This window comes from Agromyces sp. NPDC060279 (assembly GCF_042726785.1).
Classification (GTDB): domain Bacteria; phylum Actinomycetota; class Actinomycetes; order Actinomycetales; family Microbacteriaceae; genus Agromyces.
Window position 1 is genome coordinate 68,600 of record NZ_JBHXBK010000006.1, and the last position, 25,036, is coordinate 93,635.

General features: G+C 73.3%; 21 protein-coding genes. 5 read left to right on the top strand and 16 right to left on the bottom strand.

All coding sequences use genetic code 11. From position 1 onward, the window contains the following. Window positions 1-40 precede the first annotated feature (40 nt). The 7 genes from ACFWE1_RS14950 to ACFWE1_RS14980 form a co-directional block, all read right to left on the bottom strand. On the bottom strand, window positions 41-1,081 hold the full coding sequence (locus ACFWE1_RS14950) for a sugar phosphate isomerase/epimerase family protein (RefSeq protein ID WP_376934199.1): 1,041 nt from the start codon (window positions 1,079-1,081) through the stop codon (window positions 41-43). Continuing rightward, window positions 1,078-1,947, bottom strand: coding sequence for a sugar phosphate isomerase/epimerase family protein (locus ACFWE1_RS14955; RefSeq protein ID WP_376934200.1), 870 nt, complete (start codon window positions 1,945-1,947; stop codon window positions 1,078-1,080). The genes ACFWE1_RS14950 and ACFWE1_RS14955 overlap by 4 nt, the downstream gene beginning before the upstream one ends. A 116-nt stretch (window positions 1,948-2,063) precedes the next feature. Then, the gene (locus ACFWE1_RS14960; protein WP_376934201.1) at window positions 2,064-3,272 is read right to left on the bottom strand and encodes a substrate-binding domain-containing protein; all 1,209 of its coding nucleotides are present in this window, start codon (window positions 3,270-3,272) and stop codon (window positions 2,064-2,066) included. Then, window positions 3,272-4,450 carry an ABC transporter permease gene (locus tag ACFWE1_RS14965; RefSeq protein WP_376934202.1) on the bottom strand — a complete coding sequence of 393 codons (1,179 nt, stop codon included), beginning with the start codon at window positions 4,448-4,450 and terminating at the stop codon, window positions 3,272-3,274. The genes ACFWE1_RS14960 and ACFWE1_RS14965 overlap by 1 nt, the downstream gene beginning before the upstream one ends. Continuing rightward, window positions 4,447-5,550, bottom strand: coding sequence for an ABC transporter permease (locus ACFWE1_RS14970; RefSeq protein WP_376934203.1), 1,104 nt, complete (start codon window positions 5,548-5,550; stop codon window positions 4,447-4,449). The genes ACFWE1_RS14965 and ACFWE1_RS14970 overlap by 4 nt, the downstream gene beginning before the upstream one ends. Next, window positions 5,547-7,055 (bottom strand): sugar ABC transporter ATP-binding protein, encoded by a 1,509-nt coding sequence (locus ACFWE1_RS14975; protein ID WP_376934204.1) that lies wholly within the window; start codon window positions 7,053-7,055, stop codon window positions 5,547-5,549. The genes ACFWE1_RS14970 and ACFWE1_RS14975 overlap by 4 nt, the downstream gene beginning before the upstream one ends. Then, window positions 7,052-8,158 (bottom strand): Gfo/Idh/MocA family protein, encoded by a 1,107-nt coding sequence (locus tag ACFWE1_RS14980; RefSeq protein WP_376934205.1) that lies wholly within the window; start codon window positions 8,156-8,158, stop codon window positions 7,052-7,054. The genes ACFWE1_RS14975 and ACFWE1_RS14980 overlap by 4 nt, the downstream gene beginning before the upstream one ends. A 115-nt stretch (window positions 8,159-8,273) precedes the next feature. On the opposite strand from ACFWE1_RS14980, the gene ACFWE1_RS14985 reads away from it, so the two are divergent. Then, window positions 8,274-9,461: an ROK family protein gene (locus ACFWE1_RS14985; protein WP_376934206.1), complete on the top strand. Its 1,188-nt coding sequence runs from the start codon at window positions 8,274-8,276 to the stop codon at window positions 9,459-9,461. Between the two features lie 9 nt (window positions 9,462-9,470). Here ACFWE1_RS14985 and ACFWE1_RS14990 read toward each other — a convergent pair whose 3' ends face one another. From ACFWE1_RS14990 to ACFWE1_RS15005, 4 genes are all read right to left on the bottom strand, one after another. Next, a complete protein-coding gene (locus ACFWE1_RS14990) occupies window positions 9,471-10,487 on the bottom strand; it encodes a LacI family DNA-binding transcriptional regulator (RefSeq protein ID WP_376934207.1) in 1,017 nt (338 codons plus the stop codon). Between the two features lie 10 nt (window positions 10,488-10,497). Further along, complete coding sequence (locus tag ACFWE1_RS14995; RefSeq protein ID WP_376934208.1) at window positions 10,498-11,463, bottom strand: nucleoside hydrolase; 966 nt, start codon at window positions 11,461-11,463, stop codon at window positions 10,498-10,500. A 20-nt stretch (window positions 11,464-11,483) separates the two neighbouring features. Continuing rightward, a complete protein-coding gene (locus ACFWE1_RS15000; RefSeq protein ID WP_376934209.1) occupies window positions 11,484-13,703 on the bottom strand; it encodes an arylsulfatase in 2,220 nt (739 codons plus the stop codon). A gap of 66 nt (window positions 13,704-13,769) precedes the next feature. Further along, window positions 13,770-15,110: an MFS transporter gene (locus ACFWE1_RS15005; protein WP_376934210.1), complete on the bottom strand. Its 1,341-nt coding sequence runs from the start codon at window positions 15,108-15,110 to the stop codon at window positions 13,770-13,772. Between the two features lie 194 nt (window positions 15,111-15,304). On the opposite strand from ACFWE1_RS15005, the gene ACFWE1_RS15010 reads away from it, so the two are divergent. Both ACFWE1_RS15010 and ACFWE1_RS15015 read left to right on the top strand, forming a co-directional pair. Beyond that, the gene (locus ACFWE1_RS15010; RefSeq protein ID WP_376934311.1) at window positions 15,305-15,967 is read left to right on the top strand and encodes a YqaJ viral recombinase family protein; all 663 of its coding nucleotides are present in this window, start codon (window positions 15,305-15,307) and stop codon (window positions 15,965-15,967) included. Beyond that, complete coding sequence (locus ACFWE1_RS15015) at window positions 15,964-16,752, top strand: alpha/beta fold hydrolase (RefSeq protein WP_376934211.1); 789 nt, start codon at window positions 15,964-15,966, stop codon at window positions 16,750-16,752. The genes ACFWE1_RS15010 and ACFWE1_RS15015 overlap by 4 nt, the downstream gene beginning before the upstream one ends. On the opposite strand, the gene ACFWE1_RS15020 is transcribed toward ACFWE1_RS15015, so the two are convergent. Beyond that, the gene (locus tag ACFWE1_RS15020) at window positions 16,691-17,398 is read right to left on the bottom strand and encodes a Pr6Pr family membrane protein (RefSeq protein WP_376934212.1); all 708 of its coding nucleotides are present in this window, start codon (window positions 17,396-17,398) and stop codon (window positions 16,691-16,693) included. The genes ACFWE1_RS15015 and ACFWE1_RS15020 overlap by 62 nt on opposite strands. Before the next feature lie 37 nt (window positions 17,399-17,435). Continuing rightward, complete coding sequence (locus tag ACFWE1_RS15025; RefSeq protein ID WP_376934213.1) at window positions 17,436-18,395, bottom strand: DUF5937 family protein; 960 nt, start codon at window positions 18,393-18,395, stop codon at window positions 17,436-17,438. A 56-nt stretch (window positions 18,396-18,451) separates the two neighbouring features. On the opposite strand from ACFWE1_RS15025, the gene ACFWE1_RS15030 reads away from it, so the two are divergent. Beyond that, on the top strand, window positions 18,452-19,813 hold the full coding sequence (locus ACFWE1_RS15030) for an MFS transporter (RefSeq protein WP_376934214.1): 1,362 nt from the start codon (window positions 18,452-18,454) through the stop codon (window positions 19,811-19,813). Here the strand turns inward: ACFWE1_RS15030 and ACFWE1_RS15035 are convergent. The 3 genes from ACFWE1_RS15035 to aceA all read right to left on the bottom strand — a co-directional run bounded on the left by ACFWE1_RS15035 (window position 19,810) and on the right by aceA (window position 23,507). After that, window positions 19,810-20,364, bottom strand: a complete 555-nt coding sequence (locus ACFWE1_RS15035; RefSeq protein WP_376934215.1) for a GNAT family N-acetyltransferase — start codon at window positions 20,362-20,364, stop codon at window positions 19,810-19,812. The genes ACFWE1_RS15030 and ACFWE1_RS15035 overlap by 4 nt on opposite strands. Window positions 20,365-20,436: 72 nt before the next feature. Continuing rightward, window positions 20,437-22,101, bottom strand: a complete 1,665-nt coding sequence (gene aceB / locus ACFWE1_RS15040; protein ID WP_376934216.1) for a malate synthase A — start codon at window positions 22,099-22,101, stop codon at window positions 20,437-20,439. 71 nt (window positions 22,102-22,172) lie between these two features. Continuing rightward, window positions 22,173-23,507 (bottom strand): isocitrate lyase, encoded by a 1,335-nt coding sequence (gene aceA / locus ACFWE1_RS15045; RefSeq protein WP_376934217.1) that lies wholly within the window; start codon window positions 23,505-23,507, stop codon window positions 22,173-22,175. Window positions 23,508-23,869: 362 nt separating this feature from the next. On the opposite strand from aceA, the gene ACFWE1_RS15050 reads away from it, so the two are divergent. Next, on the top strand, window positions 23,870-25,027 hold the full coding sequence (locus ACFWE1_RS15050) for an ABC transporter ATP-binding protein (protein ID WP_376934218.1): 1,158 nt from the start codon (window positions 23,870-23,872) through the stop codon (window positions 25,025-25,027). Window positions 25,028-25,036: the final 9 nt, after the last annotated feature.

Sequence of the window (25,036 nt, forward strand, 5' to 3'; positions counted from 1 at the left end):
GGGAACCGGGCGCCCTTCGACGGGCTCAGGGGGCCAGGGGCTACTGGTTCGAGAAGACCGCGTCGAAGGCGGCGGTGGGCCGCGGGAAGAGCTGCGTGCGCACGAACTCGAGCGCCTCCGGGGCGCCGTGCAGACGGTCCATCCCGGCATCCTCCCACTCGATCGAGATCGGCCCGGTGTAGCCGATCCGGTCGAGGGCGCGGAACGCGTCCTCCCAGGGCACGTCGCCGCGCCCCGTCGAGACGAAGTCCCAGCCGCGCCGCGGGTCGCCCCACGCGAGGTGCGAGCCGAGGATGCCGGCGCGGCCGGTGGGCGGGCGGAGCCGGGTGTCCTTGCAGTCGACGTGGTAGATGCGGTCGGCGAAGTCGACGATGAAGCCGATCGGGTCGATCCCCTGCCACATCATGTGCGAGGGATCCCAGTTGAAGCCGAACGCCTCCCGCCGGCCGATCGCCTCGAGCGTGCGCACGCTCGACCAGTAGTCGTAGGCGATTTCGGAGGGGTGCACCTCGTGCGCGAAGCGCACGCCCTCGGCGTCGAACACGTCGAGGATCGGATTCCAGCGGGTCGCGAAGTCCTCGTAGCCCGCGTCGATCACCGATGCCGGCACCGGCGGGAACATCGCCACGTACGGCCAGATCGACGAGCCCGTGAAGCCGACGACCGTGTCGACGCCGAGGCGCCGGGCCACCCGGGCAGCCCGCTTCATGTCCTCGGCGGCGCGCTGCCTGACCCCCTCGGGGTCGCCGTCGCCCCACGTGTACCGCCGCACGATCGCCTCGTGCCGGAAGTCGATGGGGTCGTCGCAGACCGCCTGGCCGGTGAGGTGGTTCGAGATGGCGTGCACTTCGAGGCCGTGCCGCTTCAGCAGTTCGACCCGCTCGGCGAGGTAGCCGGGCTCCTCCTCGGCGAGCTTCAGGTCGAGGTGGTCGCCGGAGCAGGCGAGCTCGAGCCCGTCGTAGCCCCAGCCGGCGGCGAGCCGGGCGACCTCCTCGAGCGGGAGGTCGGCCCACTGGCCGGTGAAGAGGGTGACGGGGTGGCCCCCGTTCGCGCCCGTCGAGGATGCGGTCGTCTCGGTCATGCCCGTGCCCTTTCGTCCTGCAGTGCCTGGAGGTAGCGGATGCTTCGCGCGGCGAGCTCGTCCTGCGAAGCCGCGAGCGGGCGCCAGACTGAGGCGGCGACCGCGATGGTGGCGTTCTCGCCGGTGAAGCTCTCGAGCCCGAGCGGGCCGGCGTAGCCGGCGTCGTCGAGGGCGTCGAGGAAGGCCGGCCAGTCGAGGTGGTCGTCGCCGACGGGGCCGCGGTCGTTGCCGCAGACCTGCACGTGCGCGAGGTGCTCGCCCGCGGCGCGGATGGCGTCGCCGATCGAGCGCTCCTCGATGTTCAGGTGGTAGCTGTCGAGCGCGAGGCCGAGGCCCGGCCCGAGCAGCGGGCCGAGGGCGTCGAGCGCCTGCTCGACGGTGTTCACGAGGCTCGTCTCGTAGCGGTTCAGCGGCTCGACGGCGAGGCGGATGCCGCGGGCCTCCGCCTGGCGCACGACCGGCGCGAGGTTGCGACGGAGTTCCTCGATCCGCTCGCGGCGCTCCGCGGCATCCATCCGCCACGCCCGTCCGGTGGCCGAGGTGAACGGGCCGGCGACGACGCGCGCCCCGAGCCGTTCGGCGACGCCGAGGCAGTGCACGAGGTAGTTCTGCGTCGCGACGATCTCGGAGCCGGGCGCCGCGAGGAGGTTGCGGCCGGGGCCCATGGCGCCGACCACGATCGGGGCGAGCCCGTGCCGGGCCAGCACCTCGGCGGCCCGCTCGGGCGCCCAGTCCCCCGGCTGCTCGACGGGGAGTTCGATCGCGCCGAAGCCGAGCCCGGCCGCCTTCGCGGCGAGCTCCGGCAGGTTCTCGTCGGTGAGGGGCGATGCCCACACCCAGGTGTTCACGCCGATGATGCGGCGCATGCGGCCTCCTCGCAGCGCCTCGCCCTCGCCGGCGCTCGTGTCGATGGTGAGCGTATCGGGACCGCGGCGCGTGCCGCGGCCCCGATACGCGATCGGCGTGTTCCCCCAGCGCCGGCTTACGGGATGACCCGGTCCTCCCAGACCTGCGGGTAGCCCGGCAGGTCCTCGCCGCCGAACTTGGCGTAGTGCCCGTCGGGCATGCCCTCGTTCAGCGCGAGGTACTGGTCGACCTCCTCGGCGGTGATCGGCGACTGCGGCAGCACCCACTCGGCCGGCACCTGCTCGCCCGCGAAGATCTTCTGCGCGGCCAGCAGCGGCGTGCGCCACTGGAAGTTGGAGTACACGGGGGCGAGCCCGGTGAGGCCCGTCTCCTTCCACTTGCGGAGGAAGCTCATCTCGTCCTCGCCCGTCATCACGGGGTAGTCCGCACCGGCGTCCTCGAAGGCCTCGATCGCGGCGACGGCGCCGTCACCGGCATCCATCCAGACTCCCTTGACCTCGCCCTTGGCGAGCTCGTCCGAGATGATCTTCTTGATCTCGGCCGGGTCCGCACCGGTGAAGTAATCGACCGCGTCGATGCCGGCCTCGTCGAACAGCTTCTCGGCCGCGGCCCAGCGCTGCTCGAGCACGTCGACGCCCGGCAGGATGCGGAGCGCGACCACCTTGTCGCCCTTCTCGAGGTTGTCGATCAGGAACTCGGCCGTGTCGATGCCCCAGGCGAAGCCGCCGATCGGGTGGATGAAGGTCACCGGGCAGTCGGTCTGCACGCCGCGGTCGAAGACCACGACGGGCTTGCCGGTGTCGCAGGCGCGCTCGACCGCGGGCGTCATCGCCGCCGTCGAGTTCGGCGAGATCAGGAAGATGTCGCAGTTGCCCTCGTCGATGAAGTAGTCGATGTCGGCGATCTGGGTGTCGTCGGAGTCCTGCGCGTCGCGGGTCTCCATCTCGCTGATGACGCCCGCGTCCTGCAGCACCTTGAGCTGCTGGTTCATGGTGATCCAGCCGGTCTGGCGCCACGGGTTCGAGATCGAGGCGTTCGCGAAGCAGGCCTTCTTGGGCCCGGTGCTCGCGAACTGCGCAGTGTCGACGAGCTCCGCGTTGATGGTCTGCAGCCAGGGCTGCCCGTCGGGGCCCTCGGGCACGACGGTGCGCTCGGCGTTCTGCTTGTCGAAGAGGGCCTGGTCGAACCACTCGACCGAGGCCTCCTCGCTGGACTCGGGCGCCTCGCTCGAGTCGGTCACGCTCGGATCGGTCGTGCAACCGGCGAGCGTCATCAGCGCCACGGCGCCGACCATGGCGGATGCCACGGTGAACCTGCGTCGCATCACGAACCTCCCTTGGTTTCGTTGTCTGCCCTCTGCGTCGAGGGAATGGGTGCAGGGGTGGCGGGCGTCTCCGGGGAGTCGTCCGTCTTCGCTCCGGATGCGGGCGAAGTCTCTGGGGCCGCCGGGCTCGGCGGGACGCCGGGCGGCTGGCCGACCGGGGCCTCGAGGGCCCGGCCGCGGCGCCTGGCGCGGAAGGTGGTCGCCGAGTAGGCGACGGCGAGGATGATGATCGCGCCCTGCACCGCGTCGCGGTACGTCGAGGGCACGCCGGCGAAGTTCAGCAGCGTGAAGAGCGCTTCGAGGGCGAAGGCGCCGGCCGCCGCGGCGACGACCCACCCGCGCCCGCCGCCGAGCACGACGCCGCCGAGCACCACCGCGGTGATCGCCGTGAACTCGTAGCCGCGGCCGACGGAGGGGTGCACGCCGGCGTAGCCGACGAGGAGCACGCCCGCGACCGTCGCCGAGAGCGAGGAGATCATGAACGTCGAGGTCTTCACCCACCAGCTGCGGGTGCCCGAGAACCGCGCGGTCGTGGGGTTGTCGCCGAGGGCGATGATGGTGCGGCCGAAGGGGCGCCGGGCGAACCAGACGGCGAGCGCGAGCACCACGACGAGGATGACGACCGACCACGGCAGGATGTCGATGACCGGGATGCCGCGGATGCCGCCGCGGCCGATCTCGCGGAAGCCGTCGGCGGGGTTGCCGGTCGCTGCGCCGCCGGTCCAGTAGAGGACCGCGCCGAGCAGGGCGAGCATCATGCCGAGGGTGACGATGAAGCTCGGCACCTTGAGGAACGAGACGATGAGCCCGTTCACGAGGCCGATCACCGCGCCGAAGCCGAGCATGAGGGCGAGCACCGGCAGCGCCTTCGACTCGTCCTGGCCGATGAGGTTGCCGGCGATCACCACCTGGGCGGTGACGACCGAGCCCATCGAGAGGTCGAACTCGCCGCCGACGATGACGAAGTACTGGCCGATCGCGACGATCGCGACGGGGGCGACCCGCTGGATGAAGCGGATGAACTGGCTCGGCTCGGCGAAGGAGGGGTTCAGCACCGCGATCGCGACGAGCAGCAGCACGAGCAGCAGGAAGACGGCGCCGCGGGGGCTGATCAGGGTGCGGGCGAGACCCGCGAGACGCTGCCCGGCGCTCGGGCGGAGCTCGGTGGCGGCGGTCATCGGACCCCTCCTTCCGCGGCGGCGGGCTCGGCGGCCCCGGCGCGGTCGGCGGCGCGGTTGGCGGGGTCGGCGGACGCGGCGGTGTCGGCCGGCGGCGCACCGCCGCCGTCGAAGCGCGGCCGGCGGCGCTCGACCGAGCGGCTCGCGTAGACCGCGACGGCGGCGACGATGACGATGCCGCGCACGACGTCCTTCAGGAAGGGGTTCACCTGCATGACGCTCATCACGTTGTCGACGACGGCGAAGATCGCGACGCCGCCGATGGTGCCCCACACGGAGCCGCGGCCGCCGAGCAGCAGGGTGCCGCCGAGCACGACCGCCGCGATCGAGAGCAGGTCGTACCCGCCCTGCGCGCCGAACGTCGGGTTGCCGACGCCGGAACGGCTGGCGAGCAGCAGGCCGGCGAGGGCCGCGCTCATCGAGCACAGCACGTGGGCGACGATCACCGGCCGGGCGGTGCGGATGCCGGAGAGCCGGGCGACCTGCTCGTTGCCGCCGACGGCGTAGATGTGGTGGCCGGTGCGGGTGCGGCTGAGGAACAACCACACGAGCACGGCGACGGCGAGCATCAGGATCGTCGACACCGGCACGGGGCCGAGCCCGGTGGCGCCGATGAGCCGGAACTCCATCGGGACGTCGCCGCTCGTGCCCTTGTAGTTCGAGTCGAGGAAGCCCTTGATGATGAGCCCGGTGCCGAGGGTGGCGATGAAGCCGTTCACCTTCAGCTTCGTCACGATGAGCCCGTTCGCGAGGCCGATGAGCGCGGCGACGCCGAGCGAGACGGCGAGCGCGAGCGGGATGTTCGCCGGGTTGCCGGCCATCAGATCGGCGGCGATGAGGCTCGACAGGCTGATCACATAGAGCACGGAGAGGTCGAGCGAGGCGCAGAGCACGACGAGCGTCTGCCCGATCGCGACGAAGCCGAGCACGCTCATGCCGGTGAGGATGTCGCGGATGTTGCCGGGGCTGAAGAAGTTGCGGCCGACGGTGGCGACGAGCACCGCGCCGATCGCGATCACCACGACGAGCGCGATGCCGACGACGAGCGAGGAGTCGAGGCGGCCGCGCCGGCGGCGGGCGGTGGGGGTCGCGGTGCTCATGCCGCCCCTCCCCCGGGCTCGATCGCGGCGAGGGTGCCGGTGGCGGCGGCGAGGATGGTGGCCTCGTCGCTGCGCGCGGGCAGTTCGGCAGAGGCGCGCCCGTCGTGCATCACGATGATGCGGTCGGACATGCCGATCACCTCTGGCAGTTCGGAGGAGATCATGAGGATAGCGACTCCTTCTCGGGTGAGCCGGCGCATGAGCCGGTAGACGGCGACCTTCGCGCCGACGTCGATGCCGCGGGTCGGCTCGTCCATGAGCACGACGCGCGGGTTCGTGGCGAGCCACTTGGCCAGCACGACCTTCTGCTGGTTGCCGCCGGAGAGGTACTGCACCTCCTGCTCGACGCCGCGGGAGGCGACTTCGAGGCTGGAGAGCACGCCCGGCAGCTCCCGCCGCACCGCGGCGGTGCGCCGCGAGAACACGGAGCGGATGACGAGCAGCGCGTTGTCGAGCACGGACTGGTTCAGGGCGAGGCCCTGGGCCTTGCGGTCCTCGGTGACGAGGGCGAGGCCCTCGCGGACGGCCTGGCGGGCGCCGGTGACGCGGATGGCCCGGCCGTCGAGCTCCATGGTGCCGCGGGTGAACGGGGCGATGCCGAAGACGGCCTCGGCGAGCTCGGTGCGGCCGGAGCCCTGCAGTCCGGCGACGCCGACGATCTCGCCGGCGCGCAGCTCGAGTTCGATGCCGTCGACGTAGCCGTTGCCCGCGCCGCGCAGCACGAGCCGGGGCTCGCCGAGCTCGGTGCCGGGCTCCGCCTCGGGGAAGTAGGTCTCGATGGGGCGGCCGACCATGCGGCGCACGAGCTCGTCGGTGTCGAGCTCGGCGGCCGGGCCGGTGGAGACGAGCGCCCCGTCCTTCAGCACCGTGATCGTGTCGCAGAGGTCGAAGATCTCCTTCAGCCGGTGCGAGACGTAGAGGATGGCGACGCCCCTGGCCTTCAGCCGGGCGACGATCGCGTAGAGCAGCTCGACCTCGTGGTCGGCGAGCGCGGCGGTCGGCTCGTCCATCTGGATCACGCGGGCGTCGACGGAGAGCGCCTTCACGATCTCGACGATCTGCTGCTCGGCGACGCTCAGCCGTCGCACCGGGGCATCCGCGTCGATGAAGTCGATGCCGAGCTCGGCGAGCAGCTGCTCGGTCTGGCGGACCATCCGCCGTCGGTCGACGAGGCCGAAGCGGCGCGGTTCGCGACCGACGAAGACGTTCTCGGCGACGGTGCGCTCGGGCAGCAGGTTGAACTCCTGGAATACGGTGGCGAGACCGGCCTCGGCCGCCTGCACCGGGTGCTGGAAGTCGACCTCCGCACCGGCGATGCGCACGGTGCCGCCGTCGCGCTGGTACACGCCGGCGAGGATCTTCATGAACGTCGACTTGCCGGCGCCGTTCTCGCCGATGAGCCCGTGCACCTCGCCCGGGTGCAGGGTGAGGCCGACGCCGCGGAGGACCTGCACGCCGAAGAAGGACTTCTCGAGGCCCTCGGCGACGAGGATCGGCTCGCTCATGCCGCCACCTCCGCCCAGTCGCCGCTCCGGGCGGAGGCGAGCACGGCCTCGGTCACCCGCGCGGAGCGGAGGCCGTCGCCGAAGTCGGGCAGGCCGTCGGGCCGGGCGCCGCCGATGGCGGCGTAGGCGTCGGCCACGAAGGCGTTGAAGGCGTCCTGATAGCCCATCGGATGCCCCGCCGGCACGAGGGAGAGCCGGGCCGCGTCGCTCGAGAGCCGGGCGGGATCGCGGTCGACGAGCACCGAGCCCTCGACCCGGCCGAGCCAGAGCCGCTCGGGGCGCTCCTGCTCGAAGCGCACCGTCTCGCGGGCGCCGGAGAGCTCGACCACGAGCGCGTTCTTCCGACCGGGCGCGACCTGCGAGATGAGCAGGGTGCCGATCGCCCCGCCGGCGAGCTCGACGACGACGGCGACGAGGTCCTCGGTGGCGATGGCGTCGCGGCCGGCGCGGTTCGGGTAGACGGTGCGGGTGCGGGCGTTCAGGCGCAGGATGCGCTCGCCGGCGACGAACTCGAGCAGGTCGACGAGGTGCGAGCCGATGTCGGCGAACGCCCGCGACGGTCCGCCGAGCGCGGGGTCGACCCGCCAGTCGTCGGCCTGCGGGTCGGCGAGCCAGTCCTGCAGGTAGGCGCCGTGCACGCTGAGGAGGGGGCCGGCGTCGCCCGTCGCGATCCGCGCCCTGGCCTCGCGGGCCATGGGGTGGAAGCGGTAGATGAAGGGGACCGCGGCGACGAGGCCGCGCTCGGCCGCGAGCCCGGCGAGCTCGGCGGCGTCGGCGGCGTTCGTGGCGAGCGGCTTCTCGCAGATGACGTGCTTGCCCGCGAGGAGCGCGGCCCTGGCGTAGTCGGCGTGCGTCGTGTTGGGCGTGCAGACGTGGACGACGTCGATCGCCGGGTCGGCGAGCAGCTCCTCAGCCGAGTCGTAGGCGGCGGCGATGCCGAGCCGCTCGGCGGCCTCGGCCGCCCGTCCTGCGGAGGAGGAGGCGGAGCCGGCGAGCGCCCCGCTCGCGGCGCGCGCCGCCCGCGAGTGCACCGCCGCCATGAAGCCGCCGCCGATGATGCCGGCGTGGACCGCACGGGCTGGAGCGCTGACGTCCGTTGTCATGCTGCACATCGTGACACGGTTCGCCGACTTTTGCTAGTCAAAAATCAAAAGTTGATTTCTTCGTTCCGAATTTGTGATGGGCGGGAGCGTCAAGGCGGTGTGCTTTACTCGATACATGGTCGACACGAGTCGGGTGTCCGCGCCCGGCACCTCCGGGGCGAGCGAGCTCTTCCAGCTGCTGCGCGACGGCGCGCCGCGCACCCGTGCCGCCCTCGCCCAGGCCACCGGCCTCGCGCGTTCGACCGTCGCCGCGCGCGTCGACGAGCTCATGCGCCTCGGCCTCGTCGCCCCCGTCGCCGACGCCGCCTCCACGGGCGGCCGGCCGCCCTCGCAGTTCGCCCTGAACCCCAGCGCCCGCGTCGTCCTCGCCGCCGACCTGGGCGCCTCGCACGCCACCCTCGCCATCACCGACCTCACGGGGGCGGTGCTCCTCGAGCGCAGCGAGCCGATCGACATCGCCGAGGGGCCGGAGGCCGTGCTCGGCTGGCTCGTCGAGACGGGCGTCGCCATGCTCCGCGAGCTCGGCCGCGACCGCACCGAGCTCGTCGCGATCGGCATCGGCATCCCCGGCCCGGTCGAGCACTCGACCGGGCGACCGGTGAACCCGCCGATCATGCCCGGCTGGAACCGCTTCGACGTGCCCGGCTGGGTGCAGCAGCACCTCGAGGTGCCCGTGCTCGTCGACAACGACGTGAACATCATGGCCCTCGGCGAGCGCCAGGCCGCCTGGCCGCACACCGACCATCTCATGTTCGTGAAGGTCGCGACGGGCATCGGCGCGGGCATCATCTCGGGCGGGCTGCTGCAGCGCGGCGCGCAGGGCATCGCCGGCGACATCGGCCACGTCCGCGTCTCGCGCGGCGGCGGCGTGCCCTGCAGCTGCGGCAACCAGGACTGCCTCGAGGCGCTCGCCTCCGGCCCCGCGATCGCCCGCGCCCTCCGCGAGCGCGGGCTCGACGCGGCGGGCGGCCGCGACGTGGTCGCGCTCGTGCAGCGCGGCGACCTCGACGCCATCCAGGCGGTGCGTCAGGCGGGCCGCGACATCGGCGAAGTGCTCACCGCCTCGGTGAGCCTCATCAACCCCTCCGTCATCGCGATCGGCGGCTCGATGGCCCGCGCCGGCGAGCACCTCATCGCGGGCGTGCGCGAGGCGGTCTACACCCGCTCGATGCCGCTCGCCACGGAGCACCTGCAGATCGTGCAGTCGGCGGCCGCGGAGAACGCGGCCGTGCTCGGCGCGAGCATGCTCGCCATCCAGCACGTGCTCTCGCCGGAGGGCGTCGACCAGCTCGCCGCCCGCTGAGCCGCGCGGCTACCGCGCCGGCACGAAGGACTCGCGCACGACGAGCTCGGCCTCGAGCGGCGGGCGCGGGGCGTCCCGCCCGGCGAGGGCGTCGGCGAGCAGCCGCATGATCGCGTGCCCGTTGCGCTCCGCGCCCGCGGACAGGGTCGTGATCGCCGGCCGCACCTGGGCGGCGAGCGGCACCTCCTCGCCGCTCAGCACGACGAGGTCGTCCGGCACCCGCAACCCGCGCACCTCGGCCGCGCGGATCGCGCCGATCGCCATCGGCACCGTCGCGGCCAGGATGCCGCCCACGCTCGAGCGGTCCAGGAGCGCCGCGGCGGCCGCCTGCGCGCCGTCGAAGTCGTACGGCGTCTCGACGACGAGCTCGGGCGCGCCGGGCGACAGCGCGTCGAGGTAGCCGGCCACGAGCTGCCGCCCGAGCGGGCCGATGCCGGCGCCGACGAGCAGGGCGACGGGACCGTGCCCCGACCCGGCCATCGCGCTCGTCGCCGCCCTCGCGGGCTCGCGGTAGTCGAAGCCGAGGCTCAGCGCGTGCCGCGCGTCGTCGCGGTCGACGGTGGTGAGCACCGGGATGCCGTGCTCGTGCAGCACGTCGAGCGCCTGCAGCGTCTCGGGCTCGACGAGCGCGTCGGCGGTCGCGAGCACGACCGCGTCGACGCCCTGCTTCGGCAGCTTCTCGAGCACCCGTCGCAGGCGGGTCTCGCTGTGCGCGAGGTCGTAGAGCATGACGCTGTAGCCGAGGTCGTCGGCCTCGTGCGAGATCGTCTTGGCGAGGCCGCCGTGGAAGGGCTGCGACACGTCGCCCACGAGGAGCGCGATGGTGCCGGTCCGCCCGTTCCGGAGGCTCCGGGCGGCGGCGCTCGGCACGAAGTTCAGCCGGTCCGCGGCGGCGCGCACCTTCGCGAGCGTGTCCGGCGTGACCCGCTCCGGCTCGTTCAGCACTCGGGAGACGGTGGTGCGGGAGACGCCGGCGAGCCGGGCGACATCCAGGATGGTCGCCTGGCCGCGTTCCGGTGCCGTCACATCCGCGATCCTATCGAGCCGGGACCGCCGCACCGGCGTCGACGGCGGCGAGGAAGAGCTCCGCGCAGCGCGCGCCGTCGAGGTCGAGCACGACCTCGACGTGGCTCTCGGCATCCTTCGTCGTCTCCCCGCCCGCGCCGAGCCCGCTGCGGAGGTCGACGACGGTGCAGCCGCGCGTCGGCCCCTCGGCGAGCGCGACGCGCACGGGCGAGCGCCGGAGCTGCAGCAGCGTCGGATCGATCACCGCCGCGACCGCGCCGGCGTCGCCGATCGCCGCGGCCCCGACCCCGTCGACCCGGCCCTCGTCCTCGGTGACCCCGGCGAGGTGCGCGAGCAGCGAGCCCGCGGCGCGGGCGACCGGATCGGCCGAACGGCCGAGCTCCGCGATCCGCTCGGCGGGCACCGTCGCGCGGTAGAAGGGCTCGAGCCCGTACATCACGACGGGCACGCCGCTCGTGAGCACGATCTCGGCGGCCTCGGGGTCGTGCCAGACGTTGAACTCCGCCGCGGCGGTCGCGTTGCCGGCGCCGATCGCGCCGCCCATCATGACGATCCGCGCGATGCGGGGCCCCACCTCGGGATGCATCCGCAGCAGCACCGCGACGTTGGTGAGCGGCGCGAGGGCGATCACGGTGACCGGCTCCGGCGCGGCGAGCAGCGTGCGGCGCAGCAGCTCGACCGCGTGCACCGGCTCGACCTCGCGCTTGCTCGGCGGCAGCTCCAGGGCGCCGAGCCCCGTGGCTCCGTGCACATAGCTCGCGTGCTGCGGCGTCTCGACGAGCGGCCGGTGCATGCCCGCGGCGATCGGCACGGGCGGCGCGCCGGCGAGGTCGAGCACGCGCCGGGTGTTCTCCACGACCTGGGCGAGCGGCACGTTGCCGCCCGCGCAGCTGATCGCGAGGAGCTCGAGGGCGGGATGGCGCACCGCGAGCAGCAGGGCGAGGGCGTCGTCGACGCCCGTGTCCACGTCGAGCACGACAGGGATCGGCCGCGCGCTCATTCGCTCGCCAGGATCAGCTCGGCGTACTCGGCGGCGTCGTCGGCCGCGGGGTGCACGTCGATCGCGACGAGCTCGAGCAGGGCGGGGTCGACCGGCACGGCCTGCAGCGGGCTGAAGGCGCTGACCGGCGCGAGGCCGACGTCGAGGCCCCAGAACGACAGGTGCGCCCCAGTGCGCGGGATCCGCGCCGAGCCGAGCTCCTCGCCGCCGGACTCGAGCACGAGCTCGCCGCTGAGGTCGGGCAGCGAACGCAGCCGGAACCCGGCCTCCCGCTCGCCCGGTGCGAGGGGCCGTGAGGCGCGCAGCTCGACGGTCTCGCCGAGCGCCGAGTGGGCGAAGGCGAGCACGCCGTCCTCCAGCGCGAGCACGTAGCCGCCCTGCGCGTTGCCGCTCGACAGCAGCACGCCGCTCGCGGCCGAGGCGTCGGCGCGGAACCGCGCCCGCACGTCGATCGAGCGGTTCGAGCCGGTCACGGCGCTCGGGAACGGCACGTGGCTCTGGCCGGGGCGCAGCACGATCCGCCGCTCGGCGTAGAGGCCGATCGGCCCGCGCGCCTCGATGACCTCGTGCAGCGGCCGGTCGTCGAGCGGGAAGACGTCGTGCCGGCGCGCCTCCCGCCACCACAGCTCCTGCAGCTCGGCAAGCCGTTCGGGCTCGCGCGCCGCGACGTCGGTGGCCTCCGCGAAGTCGGCGGCTGTGTCGTAGAGCCGCCACTCGTCGTCGGCGTAGTCGGTGCCGGGGACGTGCGCGGTGACGGCGCGCCATCCCTCGTGCCAGATCGCCCGGTGGCCGAGCGTCTCCCAGTACTGGGTGCTGCGTCCGGCCGGGCGGTCGGCGTCGGCGAGGGTCGCGGCGACGCTGCGGCCGTCGAGCTCGCCGGGCGCTTGGATGCCGAGCAGCTCGTAGAGCGTCGGCGCGATGTCGATCGCGTGCACGAACTGCCGGCGCACCCCGCCCGGCGTGCCCGGCCCGTTCGGCCAGGAGACGACGAGCGGCGAGCGCACCCCGCCGAGGTCGACGAACTGCTTGTAGCGGCGGAAGGGCGTGTTGCCCGCCATCGCCCAGCCCTCCGGGTAGTGCGAGCCGCCGGTCAGGGTGCCCACCCGGTCGAGCTCCCCGACGAGCTCGGCGGCCGGGCGGCGGATGCCGCTGTAGGGCGCGTTGGTGTCGACGTCGCCGCCGGGCCCGCCCTCGCGGCTGGCGCCGTTGTCGCTCGTGACGAGCACGATCGTGTCGTCGAGCTCGCCGAACTCGCGCAGCGCGGCGACGACGCGGCCGAGCTGCGCGTCGGCGTGCTCGAGGAACCCGGCGAACGCCGCCTGCAGCGCGGCGTAGACGCGGCGCTCGTCCTCGTCGAGCTCGGCCCAGGGGCGCACCCCCTCGTTGCGCTCGGCGAGCGGGGTGCCCTCGGGCACGAGCCCGGCCTCGATCTGCCGGGCGAGGCGGGCGCGACGCGTCTCGTCCCAGCCGGCGGTGAAGGTGTCGAGGTACTGCTCGATGAACTCCCGCGGGGCCTGGAACGGTGCGTGCGTCGCACCGAAGGCGAGGTGCAGGTAGAACGGGTCGCCGGGCCGGAACGCGAGGTGGTCGCGCACGTAGCCGATGGCGCGGTCGGCGAGGTCCTCGCTGAGGTGGTAGCCCTCGCGCTCGGGCACGGGAGCGGGGTGGTTGTCCTCGAAGAGCTCGGGCTCGTACTGGTCGGTGCAGCCGTCGAGGAAGCCGTAGTAGCGGTCGAACCCGCGGGCGAGCGGCCAGTTGCCGTAGGGGCCGGCGGGCGTGATCTCGTGCAGCGGTGCGAGGTGCCACTTGCCGACGAGGTAGGTGCCGTAGCCCTCGCCCCGGAGCACCTCCGGCAGCAGCGGCACGTCGCGGCGGATCGAGCCGCGCGAGTTCGGGAAGCCGGTGTCGGTGTCGGCGAGGAAGCGCATGCCGATGCCGTGGTGGTTGCGCCCGCTCAGCAGGGCGGCGCGGGTCGGCGAGCAGAGCGGGGTGACGTGGAACCCCGTGTAGCGGAGGCCGGCATCGGCCAGGGCGTCGATCGTCGGCGTCCGCACCTCGGAGCCGTAGCAGCCGAGATCGCCCCAGCCCGTGTCGTCGAGGATGACGACGACGACGTTCGGGCGCTTGGGCCCCTCGCGCCGCTCGGGCCACCACGGGGTGGACTCGGCGACGGTGGTGCCGATCCGGCCGGGGAAGTCGGGATGCGTGGTCGACATGGTGGTGCCTTTCCGGGCCGGGCGGATGCCCCGGCCGATGCCTGGTCGCGGGAGTGGTGCCGGGGCTCAGCCGGCGTGGCTGCGCGCCGCCGGCTCCGGCAGCGGCAGCACGGCGTGCGAGCCGAAGCGCGGCTTCACGATCGCGGTGAACACGAGCGCGACGACGGCGACGAGCACGAGGTAGCTCGAGACCGACCAGGTCTGCCCGCCCGCGGCGTTCGTGAGCGCCTGCGCGATGAGCGGGCCGAAGCCGCCGCCGAGCACGGTGCCGAGCTGGAAGCCGAGCGACATGCCCGAGTAGCGCACGCGCGGCTCGAAGAGGTCGGCGAAGAGCGTCGCCTGCTGGCTGAACAGCAGGCCGACGAGGATGCCGCTGACGCCCGTCGCCGCGAAGAGGCCGACGACGGTCTCGGTGCCGATGAGCCAGAACATCGGGAACGCCCAGAGCACCAGCAGCCCGAGCCCGACCATGAGCAGCCGGCGCTGGCCGTAGCGGTCGCCGAGGTGTCCGGCGATCGGCGTGGTGACGAGGTTCGTGAGCGAGGAGAACACGTTCGCGAGCAGCACGACGGTGGGGTCCATGCCGAGGGCGCCGGAGGCGTAGCCGAGCACGAAGACGCCCTGGATGAGGCCCAGGGTGGTGTCGCTGGTGTGGATGAAGACCGCCGCTGCGATCTCCTTCGGGTAGCGCCGGGTGGCCTCCCAGACGGGCAGCTTCGCCTCCTCCTTCTTCTCCTGCACGGCGACGAACTCGGGGCTCTCGTCGACCTTCAGGCGCAGGAAGACGCCGACGACGAGCAGCAGCGCGCTCGCGAGGAAGGGGATGCGCCAGCCCCAGGCGACGAGCGCCTCGAGGCCGATGGTGGCGGTGAGCAGGGCGACGACGCCGCTCGAGAGGATGACGCCGATCGGGGCGCCGGCCTGCACGAGGCTGCCGAAGAAGCCGCGCCGGGCGGTCGGGGCGTGTTCGACCGCGAGGAGGGCCGCGCCGCCCCATTCGCCGCCGATGCCGATGCCCTGCAGCACGCGCAGCACGACGAGCAGGATGGGCGCGGCGACGCCGATCTGCGCGTACGTCGGCAGCACGCCGATGAGCACGGTGACGGTGCCGGTGAGCATGAAGGTGAACAGCAGCACGCGCTTGCGGCCGATGCGGTCGCCGAAGTGGCCGAGGATGATGCCGCCGAGGGGTCGGGCGATGAAGCCGACCGTGAAGGTGGCGAGGGAGAGCAGGGTGGCGACCCCGGCGTCGCCGGCCGGGAAGAAGACCTGCCCGAAGACGAGGGCGGAGAGCGTGCCGAAGACGAAGAAGTCGTAGTACTCGAGCACCGATCCGATGGTGCTGGCGGTGACGGCGCGCCAGGAGGCCGCTGGGGCCTTCGTGGGCGAGGGGGCGGTCGTGTCCATGTCACTCCTCATTGAACGTGCGGACTCGGTGATTGGGGGATGGAATCGATTCCGGAATCGATTCCAAAGCGTACGACGCGATCCCGCGGTCGTCAACACCCGCGGCCGCCGCGTCCGCCGTCGCCCGACGGCGGTACCCTCGGAGGGTGACCGAGCCCTTCGCCCTCTTCGACCTCGACGAGGTCGCCCCGAGGGTGTCCGAGGCGCTCCGGCACGAGCCGCATCCGCACGAGCGGCGCATCGTCGCCGACTCGGGCGACCGCGTCGCCTGGCTGCGGGCGCGCAGCCAGGGCATCACCGCGACGGATGCCGCGAAGCTCGCCACCCGCGAGTCGGTCCGTGCTGCCGCGCACGAGAAGCTGCACGGCTCGCGGCGCAGCTTCGGCGGCAGCCGCTTCACCGATCACGGCCGCGAGCGCGAGCCCGTGATCGCGGCCTGGGTCAGGCAGACGCACGGCATCCTGCCGTCGAGCCTGCTGTTCCACGCCGAGACCGAGCGCCGCCACCTCGCCACGCCCGACGGACTCGTCGCCGACGCGGCCGGCCGGCTGACGCTCTGCGAGATCAAGACCACCTCGAAGCCCTGGCGCTCCATCCCCCGCTCGTACCTCCGCCAGGTCTGGTGGCAGCAGTACGTGCTCGGCGCCGAGCGCACCCTCGTCGTCTGGGAGCAGCACGACGACTTCGTGCCCGTCGAGCCCGAGCCGCGCTGCCGCTGGGTCGACCGCGACGACGACGAGATCCAGCGCCTCGTCACCCTCGCCGGCGAGCTGCTCGAGGCGATCGGGCCGCGGCCGCCCGTCCAGCAGCCCCGCGAGCACGACCGCTCGTTCTACCGCCCGGGCGCCCTGGCGTGACCGCGCTGCTCCTGCACGGACTCGGCGCCGACCGTCGCCAACCGTTGGAGCTGCTCGCCCCGCCGCTGCTCGGCGTCGACGGGCCCGAGGTGCGCCTCCTCGCCACCGACGTCCGGGCGCACGGCGACTCGACCCGCATCGGCGAGCCCGGCGACTTCGCGCTCGACCGGCTCGCCGAGGAGGCCGTCGCCGACGCGCTCGCCCTCGACCCCGGCCTCGCCGAGGGTCCGGTGACACTCCTCGGCATCTCGATGGGCGCCGCCCTCGCCCTGCGCATCGCGCTGCGCGGTCTGCTGCCCGTCGACCGGGCGGTGTTCGTGCGCCCCTCCTTCGACGACACGTCCTATCCCGAGCATCTCCGGCCGTTCCCCGTGATCGGGCAGCTGCTGCACGACCGGGGCCCGGCCGCGGTCGAGGACTTCCGCGAGAGCTGGCACTACCGCGCGGTGGAGCACCGCTCCCCGGCGGGCGCGCGGGCGCTGCTCAGCCAGTTCGGCTCGCCACGGGCGGCCGAGCGGGCCGTGCGCCTCGTCGAGGTACCGCGCAACCGTGCGTTCTCGGACGACGCGGAGCTCGCGGGCGTGCCCGGGGCGGGCATCCGCTCCCTCGTCGTCGCCGCCGAGCGCGACCCCGTGCACCCGCTGGAGCTCGGCGAGCGCTGGGCGGCGGGCCTGCACGCCGAGCTCGTCGTCGTGCCGCCGCGGGAGGACGGCATCCCCGCGCTCAGCGCGCGGATTCGCGAGGGCGTGGCGCGCTGGCTCGAGGCGAACCCGCCGCGCCGCTGAGCGCCGGGTCGGCCCGGTACGGCCAGCTCGTGCGGCTGAGGGCGAGCACGCCGGCCCCCATCAGCAGGATGAACGCGGCGATCGCGACGACGTAGACGAGCACGCCGTCGTAGCCGACGCCGGGCGCGACGTCCGGGTTGAGGAACGGGTACGGGTACCAGCCGACGAGCGCGCCGCGCAGCATCGTGTACGCCGCCCAGACGAGCGGGTAGACGGCGACGAGCCAGAGCCGGCGCCAGGCGATGGGGCGCCGCCCGGGCGCGAGCACCCAGTCGAGCAGCACGTACAGCGGCGCCCAGACGTGCAGGATCTCGTTCGACCACGGCACCGTCGCGGCCTGGTCGAGCGCGAGGTCGCGCAGCAGCAGGTTGAACACGACGAGCGTCGTCGTGAGGTACGTCGTCGCGCAGGCGCGCACGAGCGCGAACGCCGGGGAGTCGTCGCGCCCGCGGAAGGCGAGCCAGGCCCCGACGACGAGCACGACGGCGCCGATCAGGTTCGACTGGATGGTGAAGAAGCTGAAGAAGTTCACCAGGAACACGCCGGGCTCGGGCACGAGCGAGAGGCTCTTGACGAACTGGCCGACCACGGCGACGACGATGGCCGCGGCGGCGACGAGCCGCAGGACCGCGAAGGCGATGCGCATGGCCAGAGCATAGCGGTGGGCCGAGCGGTGGGCGGGGCTACGCGCTGCGCCCCGCGAGCAGCGCCGAGCCGAGCTCGCTGCGCAGGTAGAGCACGCTCCGGCCGGAGCGGGTGCCCACGAGGAGGCCGGCGTCGCGGAGCGCGCGCAGGTGCTGGTTCACGGCGCTCGTCGTCACGCCGAAACGCACGCCGAGTTCGGTCGAGGAGGCGGGGTCGCCGAGCGCCGCGAGCAGCTTCGCACGGGTCTCGCCGAGGATGCCGGCGAGCGCCGCGGGATTCGCGACCGGCTCGGTCTCCCAGAGCGCGCCCTGCCCGCGCGCCGGGTACATCAGCATGGGCGGCCCCTCGCCGACGGGCGCGGACGCGCGCCGGGTGAACATCGTCGGCACGAGGGTGAGCCCGTTGCCGTCGATGGGCTGCACGCGGTCGGCGGGGTCGCGCAGCCGCACCGCGACGACCCCGTCGGCGTAGTCGACCGTGGAGGAGATGCCGTTCAGCATGGTCGACAGCCCGCCCTGGGCGATCTGCCGGCCGCGGTAGACGACGTCAGCCTCGAGCACGGTGCGCATGCGCGGCCAGTAGGGCTCGAAGGTCGCGGTCCAGAGCTCGCGGAGCGCGCGGACGACCCGCCGGAACGCCGCGCGCGGGGGCCCGTTCAGCGCCTCCGGGATCCGGCCGTGCACGGCGACGAGGTCGGCGAGGAACACCTCGAGCGGCAGAGCTTCGAGGGCGGCGAACTCGTCGTCGATGCGGGTGAGCGGCGAGGCCGGGCGCGGGTTCAGGAAGTCGGGCGTCCAGAGCCGCTCGTCGATGAGCGCCTGGAGCACCTCGAGGTCGAGCTCGGCACGGGCCTCCTCGGTGCGCCGGAGCCAGGGCAGCTGCAACGGGAATCCGGCGGGCACCATGACGGCACGCAGCGAGAGGCCGAGCTCGCACAGGGGCGAGATGCCGAAGCGCACGGCGCCGACGTCGGACTCGTTCAGCACGTACCTGAGCATGAAGCACAACGCTACATCGTTTTTGCGAGGCATCCGCCTCTGGCAGAACTGAATCCGTGACCAGCACCCCGCCCGCCGACGCCCCCGTCCGCCCCCCGCTCCGCGCCCGCCTCGCCGCCGCGGTGAGCGACCCCGTGCTGCGCATCCTCGTCGGCTCGACCCTCATCTCGCGCGTCGGCCGCGGCATCTTCCTCACGGTCACGGTGCTCTACTTCACCCTGATCGTCGGGCTCACCCCCGGTGAGGTCGCGATCGTACTCGCCTCGGCGAGCGCGGCAGGTGTCCTCGCCTCCTTCGCGGGCGGGTGGCTCGCCGACCGGGTGAGCGCGAGGCGACTGCTGCTCTGGGCGACCGGGATCGAGGGCGTCGCCCTCATCGCCTACGTCTTCGCCGGGGACTTCCTCACCGCCCTCGTCATCGCGATCGTCTGCGGGCTCTTCGAGCAAGGCGCGAACTCCACCCGCTCGGCGATCATCGCCCGCGCGTTCCAGGGCGAGGCGCGGGTCGGCGCGCGGGCGGTGCTGCGCACGGTCACGAACGCCTCGATCGCGGTCGGCTCGGGCCTCGGCGCGCTCGCCCTCGCGATCGGCACCGCCGAGGCGTACCGGGCGCTCATCGTCGGCGCGGGCCTGCTCTACCTGCTCGGCCTCGTGCAGCTCGTGAAGCTGCCCGCCCGGGTCGACGCTCCGGCCCGGGCGCCGATCGCCGAGGTCGTCACCGCGACCGGCTCGGTGGATGCCTCGGCCACCGCCGCGGCCGCGCGCACCGCGCGCTGCGACTGGCGCAGCCACTCCCCCTGGCGGAACCCCAGGTACCTGCTGCTCACCGCCCTCAGCGCGATCTTCGGCATGCAGTTCGGCGTCGCCGAGCTCGGCGTTCCGCTCTGGGTCACCCGCGAGACGGCCGTGCCCGAGGTGCTCATCTCGGTGCTGCTCATCCTGAACACCGTGATCGTCATCGTCTTCCAGGTGCCCGCCTCGCGCGGCACGCACGACCTGCGCGTCGCCGGGCGCGTCTCGGGCATCGCGGCGTGGCTGATGGCGGCGGCGTGCCTCGTCTACGCCGCGGCCGCCGGGCTGCCCGTCGGCTTCGCGATCGCCGTGCTCGTCATCGCCGCCGTCGCGCACGCCTTCGCCGAGGTGCTCTCCCAGGCGGGCGGCTGGGGGCTCAGCTTCGAGCTCGCCGACCCGGTGCGCGCGGGGGCCTTCCAGGGCGTGTTCGGCATGGGCTACTCGCTCGGCGCGCTCGCGGCGCCGCTCGTCGTGAACGCGACGGCGATCTCGCACGGCCTCCTCGGCTGGGCCGTGCTGGCCGGGGTGTTCCTCGCCTCGGGCCTCGGCATCCGCTGGATCGCCCGGCGCGCGGCGAACCGGGCCGACGCCCTGTCGGCCGAGCTGCCCGAGCCGGCCGCCGCCTAGGCGCCGACGGGCGCGTCGAAGGCGCGCTCGAGCACGAGGTCGTGCTCGAGGCGGCCGCCGAGACGGAACCGCTTCGTGCCCACGCGGGCGAAGCCCTGCTTCTCGTAGAAGCGGATCGCCCGCGCGTTCTCGGCGTTCACGCCGAGCCAGACGCTCGCGGCCCCGCCCGCCGCGGCGACCTCGAGGCTCGCGGTCATGAGCTCGGCCGCCACCCCGCGGCCGTGCACGCCGGCGCGGGTGTAGAACTTGCTGAGCTCGATCGTGGGTCGGGCGGCGACGGCGGCCGCGGCATCCGCGTCACCCGGTTCGCCGCCCACGAGCATCGACCAGCCGATCAGCCGGCCGCCCTCGTCCGCGGCGAGGAGCAGGGCCCTGGCCGGGTCGTCCAGGTGCGCCGCGAAGCGCTCCGGCGTGAGCTCGGCCGCGAGGTACGCCGCGATGTCCTCCGCGGTGGCCCCGGGCGGGCAGGCGAGCGGGAAGGTCTCGGCGGCGAGCTCGGCCAGCTCGTCGAGGTCGGCGGGCGCGGCGGCGCGGATCGTCAGCACGGTCACCCCCCGATTCTGCCCGAACACGACTTGCCCGACTTTCATGAAAGTCGGGCAAGTCGTGGGGTGGGGCGGCGTTCAGAGGAAGCGGGCGTACGCGCCGAGGGTGAGGAACGTGGGGAACTCCGGCTCGAGCGCCACCGTGCGGAACACCTGGATGGCGTCGTCGAAGCGGTCGCCCTCGAAGCGCGGCAGCCCGCGCACGGCCTCGCCCATCGCCTGCACGATGTAGGTCTGGTCGATGCGGGTGCCCTCGGCGGTCACCGTGTTGTCGTGCAGCCACTGCCAGATCTGCGAGCGCGAGATCTCGGCCGTCGCGGCATCCTCCATCAGGTGCTCGATGGCGGCCGCACCGACGCCGCGCAGCCAGGACTCCACGTAGCGGATGGCGATCTGGATGTTGTCGATCACGCCCGCCTCGGTGACCGCGCCGCCGACCGAGGGGATGTCGAGCAGCTGCGCCGCCGTGACCTCGACGTCCTCGCGGAGCCGCTCGAGCTGGTTCGGCCGCTCGCCGAGCACCCGGTCGAACTCGGCGCGCGCCGTCGGGATGAGATCCGGGTGCGCGACCCAGGTGCCGTCGAAGCCGTCGCCCGCCTCGCGGCGCTTGTCGGCGGCGACCGCGGCGAGCGCGCGCTCCGTGATCTCCGGGTCGCGGCGATCGGGGATGAACGCGCTCATGCCGCCGATGGCATGCGCCCCGCGGCCGTGCGCCGTCTGCACGAGCAGCTCGGTGTACGCCCGCATGAACGGCACCGTCATGGTGATCTGCGCCCGGTCGGGCAGCACCCAGCGGCGGCCGCGGCTGCGGAACGTCTTCACGATCGAGAAGATGTAGTCCCAGCGGCCGGCGTTCAGCCCGGCGCAGTGCTCGCGCAGCTCGTAGAGGATCTCCTCCATCTGGAACGCGGCCTGGATCGTCTCGATCAGCACCGTCGCCCGGATCGTGCCCTGCGGGATGCCGAGCGCGTTCTGCGCGAAGACGAAGACGTCGTTCCAGAGCCGGGCCTCGAGGTGCGACTCGAGCTTCGGCAGGTAGAAGTACGGTCCGCGGCCGAGCTCGATGAGCCGGCGCGCGTTGTGGAACACGTAGAGGCCGAAGTCGACGAGTGAGCCGGAGGCGTGCATGGCGCGCCCGGTGCGGTCGTGGAAGCGCAGGTGCTTCTCGGTGAGGTGCCAGCCGCGGGGGCGGAACACGATCGTCGGGGTCTCGGCGAGCTCGCGCTCGACGCGGTACTCCTTGCCCTCCGGGCTCGTGAAACCGAGGCGGCCGCGCAGGGCGTCGGCGAGGTTCAGCTGGCCCTCGACGATGTTGCGCCAGGTCGGGCTCGTGGCGTCCTCGTGGTCGGCGAGCCAGACCTTCGCGTCGGAGTTCAGCGCGTTGATCGTCATCTTGCGGTCGGTCGGGCCGGTGATCTCGACGCGGCGGTCCTCGAGCCCGGGGCCGGCGCCCGCGACCCGCCAGCTGCGGTCGGCGCGGATCTCGGCGGTCTCGGGGAGGAAGCGGGGGTCGCGGCCGTTCGCGGCGTCGACGCGGGTCTGCAGCCGGGCGGCGAGCAGCTCGTGCCTGGTGTGCGCGAAGCGGTCGTGCAGCGCCGCGAGGAAGTCGAGCGCGGCCGGGGTGAGGATCTCCTCGTAGCGCTCGCCGAGCGGGGCGGTCACCTCGATCCACGGCGAGACGGTGGCGAAGCCGCCGGCGCTCTGGCGGGGCTCGGTGCGGTCGAGGGCGGGTGCGATGGTCATGAGGTCGTCTCCTTGGTTCCGTGGAGGTGAGGCCCGGCGCGCCGAGGGGATGCCTCGGCGCGCTCAGGGCGTCAGAACTGGTCTTCCTCGGTCGATCCGACGAGGGCGAGCGTGGCGCTCTGCGGGTTCAGCGCGGTGGCGATGCGGTCGAAGTAACCGGTGCCGACCTCGCGCTGGTGGCGCGTGGCGGTGTAGCCGGCGGCCTCCGAGGCGAATTCCGCCTCCTGGAGCTCGACGTAGGCCGACATGTGCCGCTCGCTGTAGTCCTTGGCGAGCGTGAACATGCCGTGGTTCAGGGAGTGGAAGCCGGCGAGGGTGATGAACTGGAACGCGTAGCCCATCGCCGCGAGCTCGCGCTGGAACTTCGCGATCTGCTCGTCGTCGAGGTGGCGCTTCCAGTTGAACGAGGGCGAGCAGTTGTAGCTCAAGCGCTTGCCGGGGAACTTCGCGTGCACGGCCTCGGCGAAGCGGCGGGCGAGCTCGAGGTCGGGCTCGGCCGACTCCACCCAGAGCAGGTCGGCGTACTCGGCGTAGGCGAGGCCGCGGGCGATGACCGGCTCGATGCCGTTCTGCACCTCGTAGAAGCCCTCGGCGGTGCGCTCGCCCGTGACGAAGGGGCGGTCGCGCTCGTCGTGGTCGCTCGTGAGCAGGGTCGCGGCGAGCGCGTCGGTGCGGGCGATGATGATCGACGGCACCCCGGCGACGTCGGCCGCGAGCCGGGCGGCGTTGATGGTGCGGATGTGCTGGCTCGTCGGGATGAGCACCTTGCCGCCCATGTGGCCGCACTTCTTCTCGCTCGCGAGCTGGTCCTCCCAGTGCACGCCGGCGGCGCCCGCCTCGATCATCTGGTGCATGAGCTCGTAGGCGTTCAGGGGGCCGCCGAAGCCGGCCTCGGCGTCGGCGACGATCGGGGCCATCCAGTCCTTCTGCTCCTGCTCGGCCGCACCCTCCCCCGCCTCGATCTGGCCGGCGCGCAGCAGCGCGTTGTTGATCCGGCGCACCACCGCGGGGACCGAGTTCGCCGGGTACAGCGACTGGTCGGGGTAGGTCTGGCCGGAGAGGTTCGCGTCGGCGGCGACCTGCCAGCCGGAGAGGTAGATCGCCTTCAACCCGGCCCGCACCTGCTGCACGGCCTGGTTGCCGGTGAGGGCGCCGAGCGCGGCCGACCACTCGGGCTCGGCCATGGGCTCGAAGGCGGTGCCGGTGTTGCGCTGGAGGTCCTCCCAGAGCCGCTCGGCGCCGCGCTTGGCGAGGGTGCGCTCCTCGCGCACCGGACCGCGCAGCGCGATGACGTCCTCGGCGGTGTAGTCGCGCCGGACGCCCTCCCAACGCGGGTTCGCGTCCCACTCGAGCTGCAGCTCGGCAGCGGTCTGGGTCTGGTCGCCGGGGCGGAAGGGGGTGCTCATCGTCGTGCTCCGTTCGAGTTCGCCGCGGGGTGCGGTTCGCTGTGGTGCCATCCATGCTGCGTCCGGCCCGAGGGTCCCGGATGACGATCCAGGGGGTGAACTTTCCGGGAAGTTCTGCGCGACGGAAAACCCCGCCGGCGTCGCCGCGCGAACCGCGCCCATAGCCCCTCCGAACCGCGCTCGGGTTTCGGCGCGGTGACGAGACCTCGGACGAACTGTCGCCCTTCGCTCGCGGGGGCCGATGGATCGTCCGGTTCTGCACTCGGCCATTGCCCCCACCCGCCCCCGGCGGTTGAATGGCGGCACGCGAGTGAACGGCGGCACGCACGGTGGCGTGCCGCGGACCCGGGAGGTACCACGAGGTGACGACGGCGACCGAGGCGAGAACGGCCTCCCAATCCAGTGTTCGGGCGGGCTCCGTCGAGATCGACCGGGTCACGAAGCGCTACGGCGAGCAGACCGCCGTCGACGGCGTCTCGCTCACGATCGAGCCGGGCGAGTTCCTCTCCCTGCTCGGCCCCTCCGGCTGCGGCAAGACGACGACGCTGCGCATGATCGCCGGCTTCGAGCAGCCGAACGAGGGCGACATCCGCGTCTCCGGGCGTTCGGTGCTCGGCCTGCCGCCGTACCGGCGCGACGTCAACACGGTGTTCCAGGCCTACGCCCTGTTCCCGCACATGTCGGTCGCCGAGAACGTCGCGTACGGCCTGCAGCAGCGGCGCACCCCGAAGTCCGAGCTCCGCGAGCGCGTGGCCGAGGCGCTCGAACTCGTGCAGATGCGCCGCTTCGCCGACCGCAAGCCGACCCAGCTCTCGGGCGGCCAGCAGCAGCGCATCGCGCTCGCCCGGGCGCTCGTGAACCGCCCGGCCGTGCTCCTGCTCGACGAGCCGCTCGGCGCCCTCGACCGGCAGCTCCGCGAGGAGATGCAGCTCGAGCTGAAGCTCCTGCAGTCCCGGCTCGGCATCACCTTCGTCTTCGTCACGCACGACCAGGGCGAGGCGCTGTCGATGAGCGACCGCATCGCGATCATGCGCGACGGCCGCATCGAGCAGCTCGCCGACGCCGACACGATCTACGCCCGCCCCGTCTCGGCGTACGTCGCCGCCTTCGTCGGGCAGCAGAACTTCTTCCGCGGGCCCGTCGTCGCGGGCGGCGCGGCCGTCGAGTCGCCGCACGCCGTCGTGCAGGGCACGGGCGCGACGCTCGCCGGCGTGGCCAACGGCCAGGCCGCGGTGCGGCCCGAGTTCGTGCGCATCGAGGCCGACGACGCGGCGGCGCCCTCCGCGCCGAACTCGGTGCGCGGCACCCTGCTCGGCGTCTCGCACCTCGGCGAGACCATGCAGTACCTCGTGCGGCTCGGCGAGGAGCAGAGCGTCATCGCCCGGAGGCCCACCCCCGAGGCGCCGGCGCTCGAACTCGGCCAGGCCGTGCGCTGCTCCTGGTCGGCCGAGAGCGTGCTGCTCTTCCCCGCCGACGAGGCCGCGCAGGCCGGCGGCTACGTCCCGCCGCCGACCGAGTGACCGCCCCGG

Coding starts and splice junctions, on each gene's coding strand:
- ACFWE1_RS14975 (WP_376934204.1), bottom strand. CDS start 7,055: ATGAGCGAGCCGATCCTCGTCGCCGAGGGCCTCGAGAAGTCCTTCTTC.
- ACFWE1_RS14970 (WP_376934203.1), bottom strand. CDS start 5,550: ATGAGCACCGCGACCCCCACCGCCCGCCGCCGGCGCGGCCGCCTCGAC.
- ACFWE1_RS14955 (WP_376934200.1), bottom strand. CDS start 1,947: ATGCGCCGCATCATCGGCGTGAACACCTGGGTGTGGGCATCGCCCCTC.
- ACFWE1_RS14950 (WP_376934199.1), bottom strand. CDS start 1,081: ATGACCGAGACGACCGCATCCTCGACGGGCGCGAACGGGGGCCACCCC.
- ACFWE1_RS14965 (WP_376934202.1), bottom strand. CDS start 4,450: ATGACCGCCGCCACCGAGCTCCGCCCGAGCGCCGGGCAGCGTCTCGCG.
- ACFWE1_RS14985 (WP_376934206.1), top strand. CDS start 8,274: ATGGTCGACACGAGTCGGGTGTCCGCGCCCGGCACCTCCGGGGCGAGC.
- ACFWE1_RS15000 (WP_376934209.1), bottom strand. CDS start 13,703: ATGTCGACCACGCATCCCGACTTCCCCGGCCGGATCGGCACCACCGTC.
- ACFWE1_RS14980 (WP_376934205.1), bottom strand. CDS start 8,158: ATGACAACGGACGTCAGCGCTCCAGCCCGTGCGGTCCACGCCGGCATC.
- ACFWE1_RS15020 (WP_376934212.1), bottom strand. CDS start 17,398: ATGCGCATCGCCTTCGCGGTCCTGCGGCTCGTCGCCGCCGCGGCCATC.
- ACFWE1_RS15025 (WP_376934213.1), bottom strand. CDS start 18,395: ATGCTCAGGTACGTGCTGAACGAGTCCGACGTCGGCGCCGTGCGCTTC.
- ACFWE1_RS15005 (WP_376934210.1), bottom strand. CDS start 15,110: ATGGACACGACCGCCCCCTCGCCCACGAAGGCCCCAGCGGCCTCCTGG.
- aceA (WP_376934217.1), bottom strand. CDS start 23,507: ATGAGCACCCCCTTCCGCCCCGGCGACCAGACCCAGACCGCTGCCGAG.
- aceB (WP_376934216.1), bottom strand. CDS start 22,101: ATGACCATCGCACCCGCCCTCGACCGCACCGAGCCCCGCCAGAGCGCC.
- ACFWE1_RS14960 (WP_376934201.1), bottom strand. CDS start 3,272: ATGCGACGCAGGTTCACCGTGGCATCCGCCATGGTCGGCGCCGTGGCG.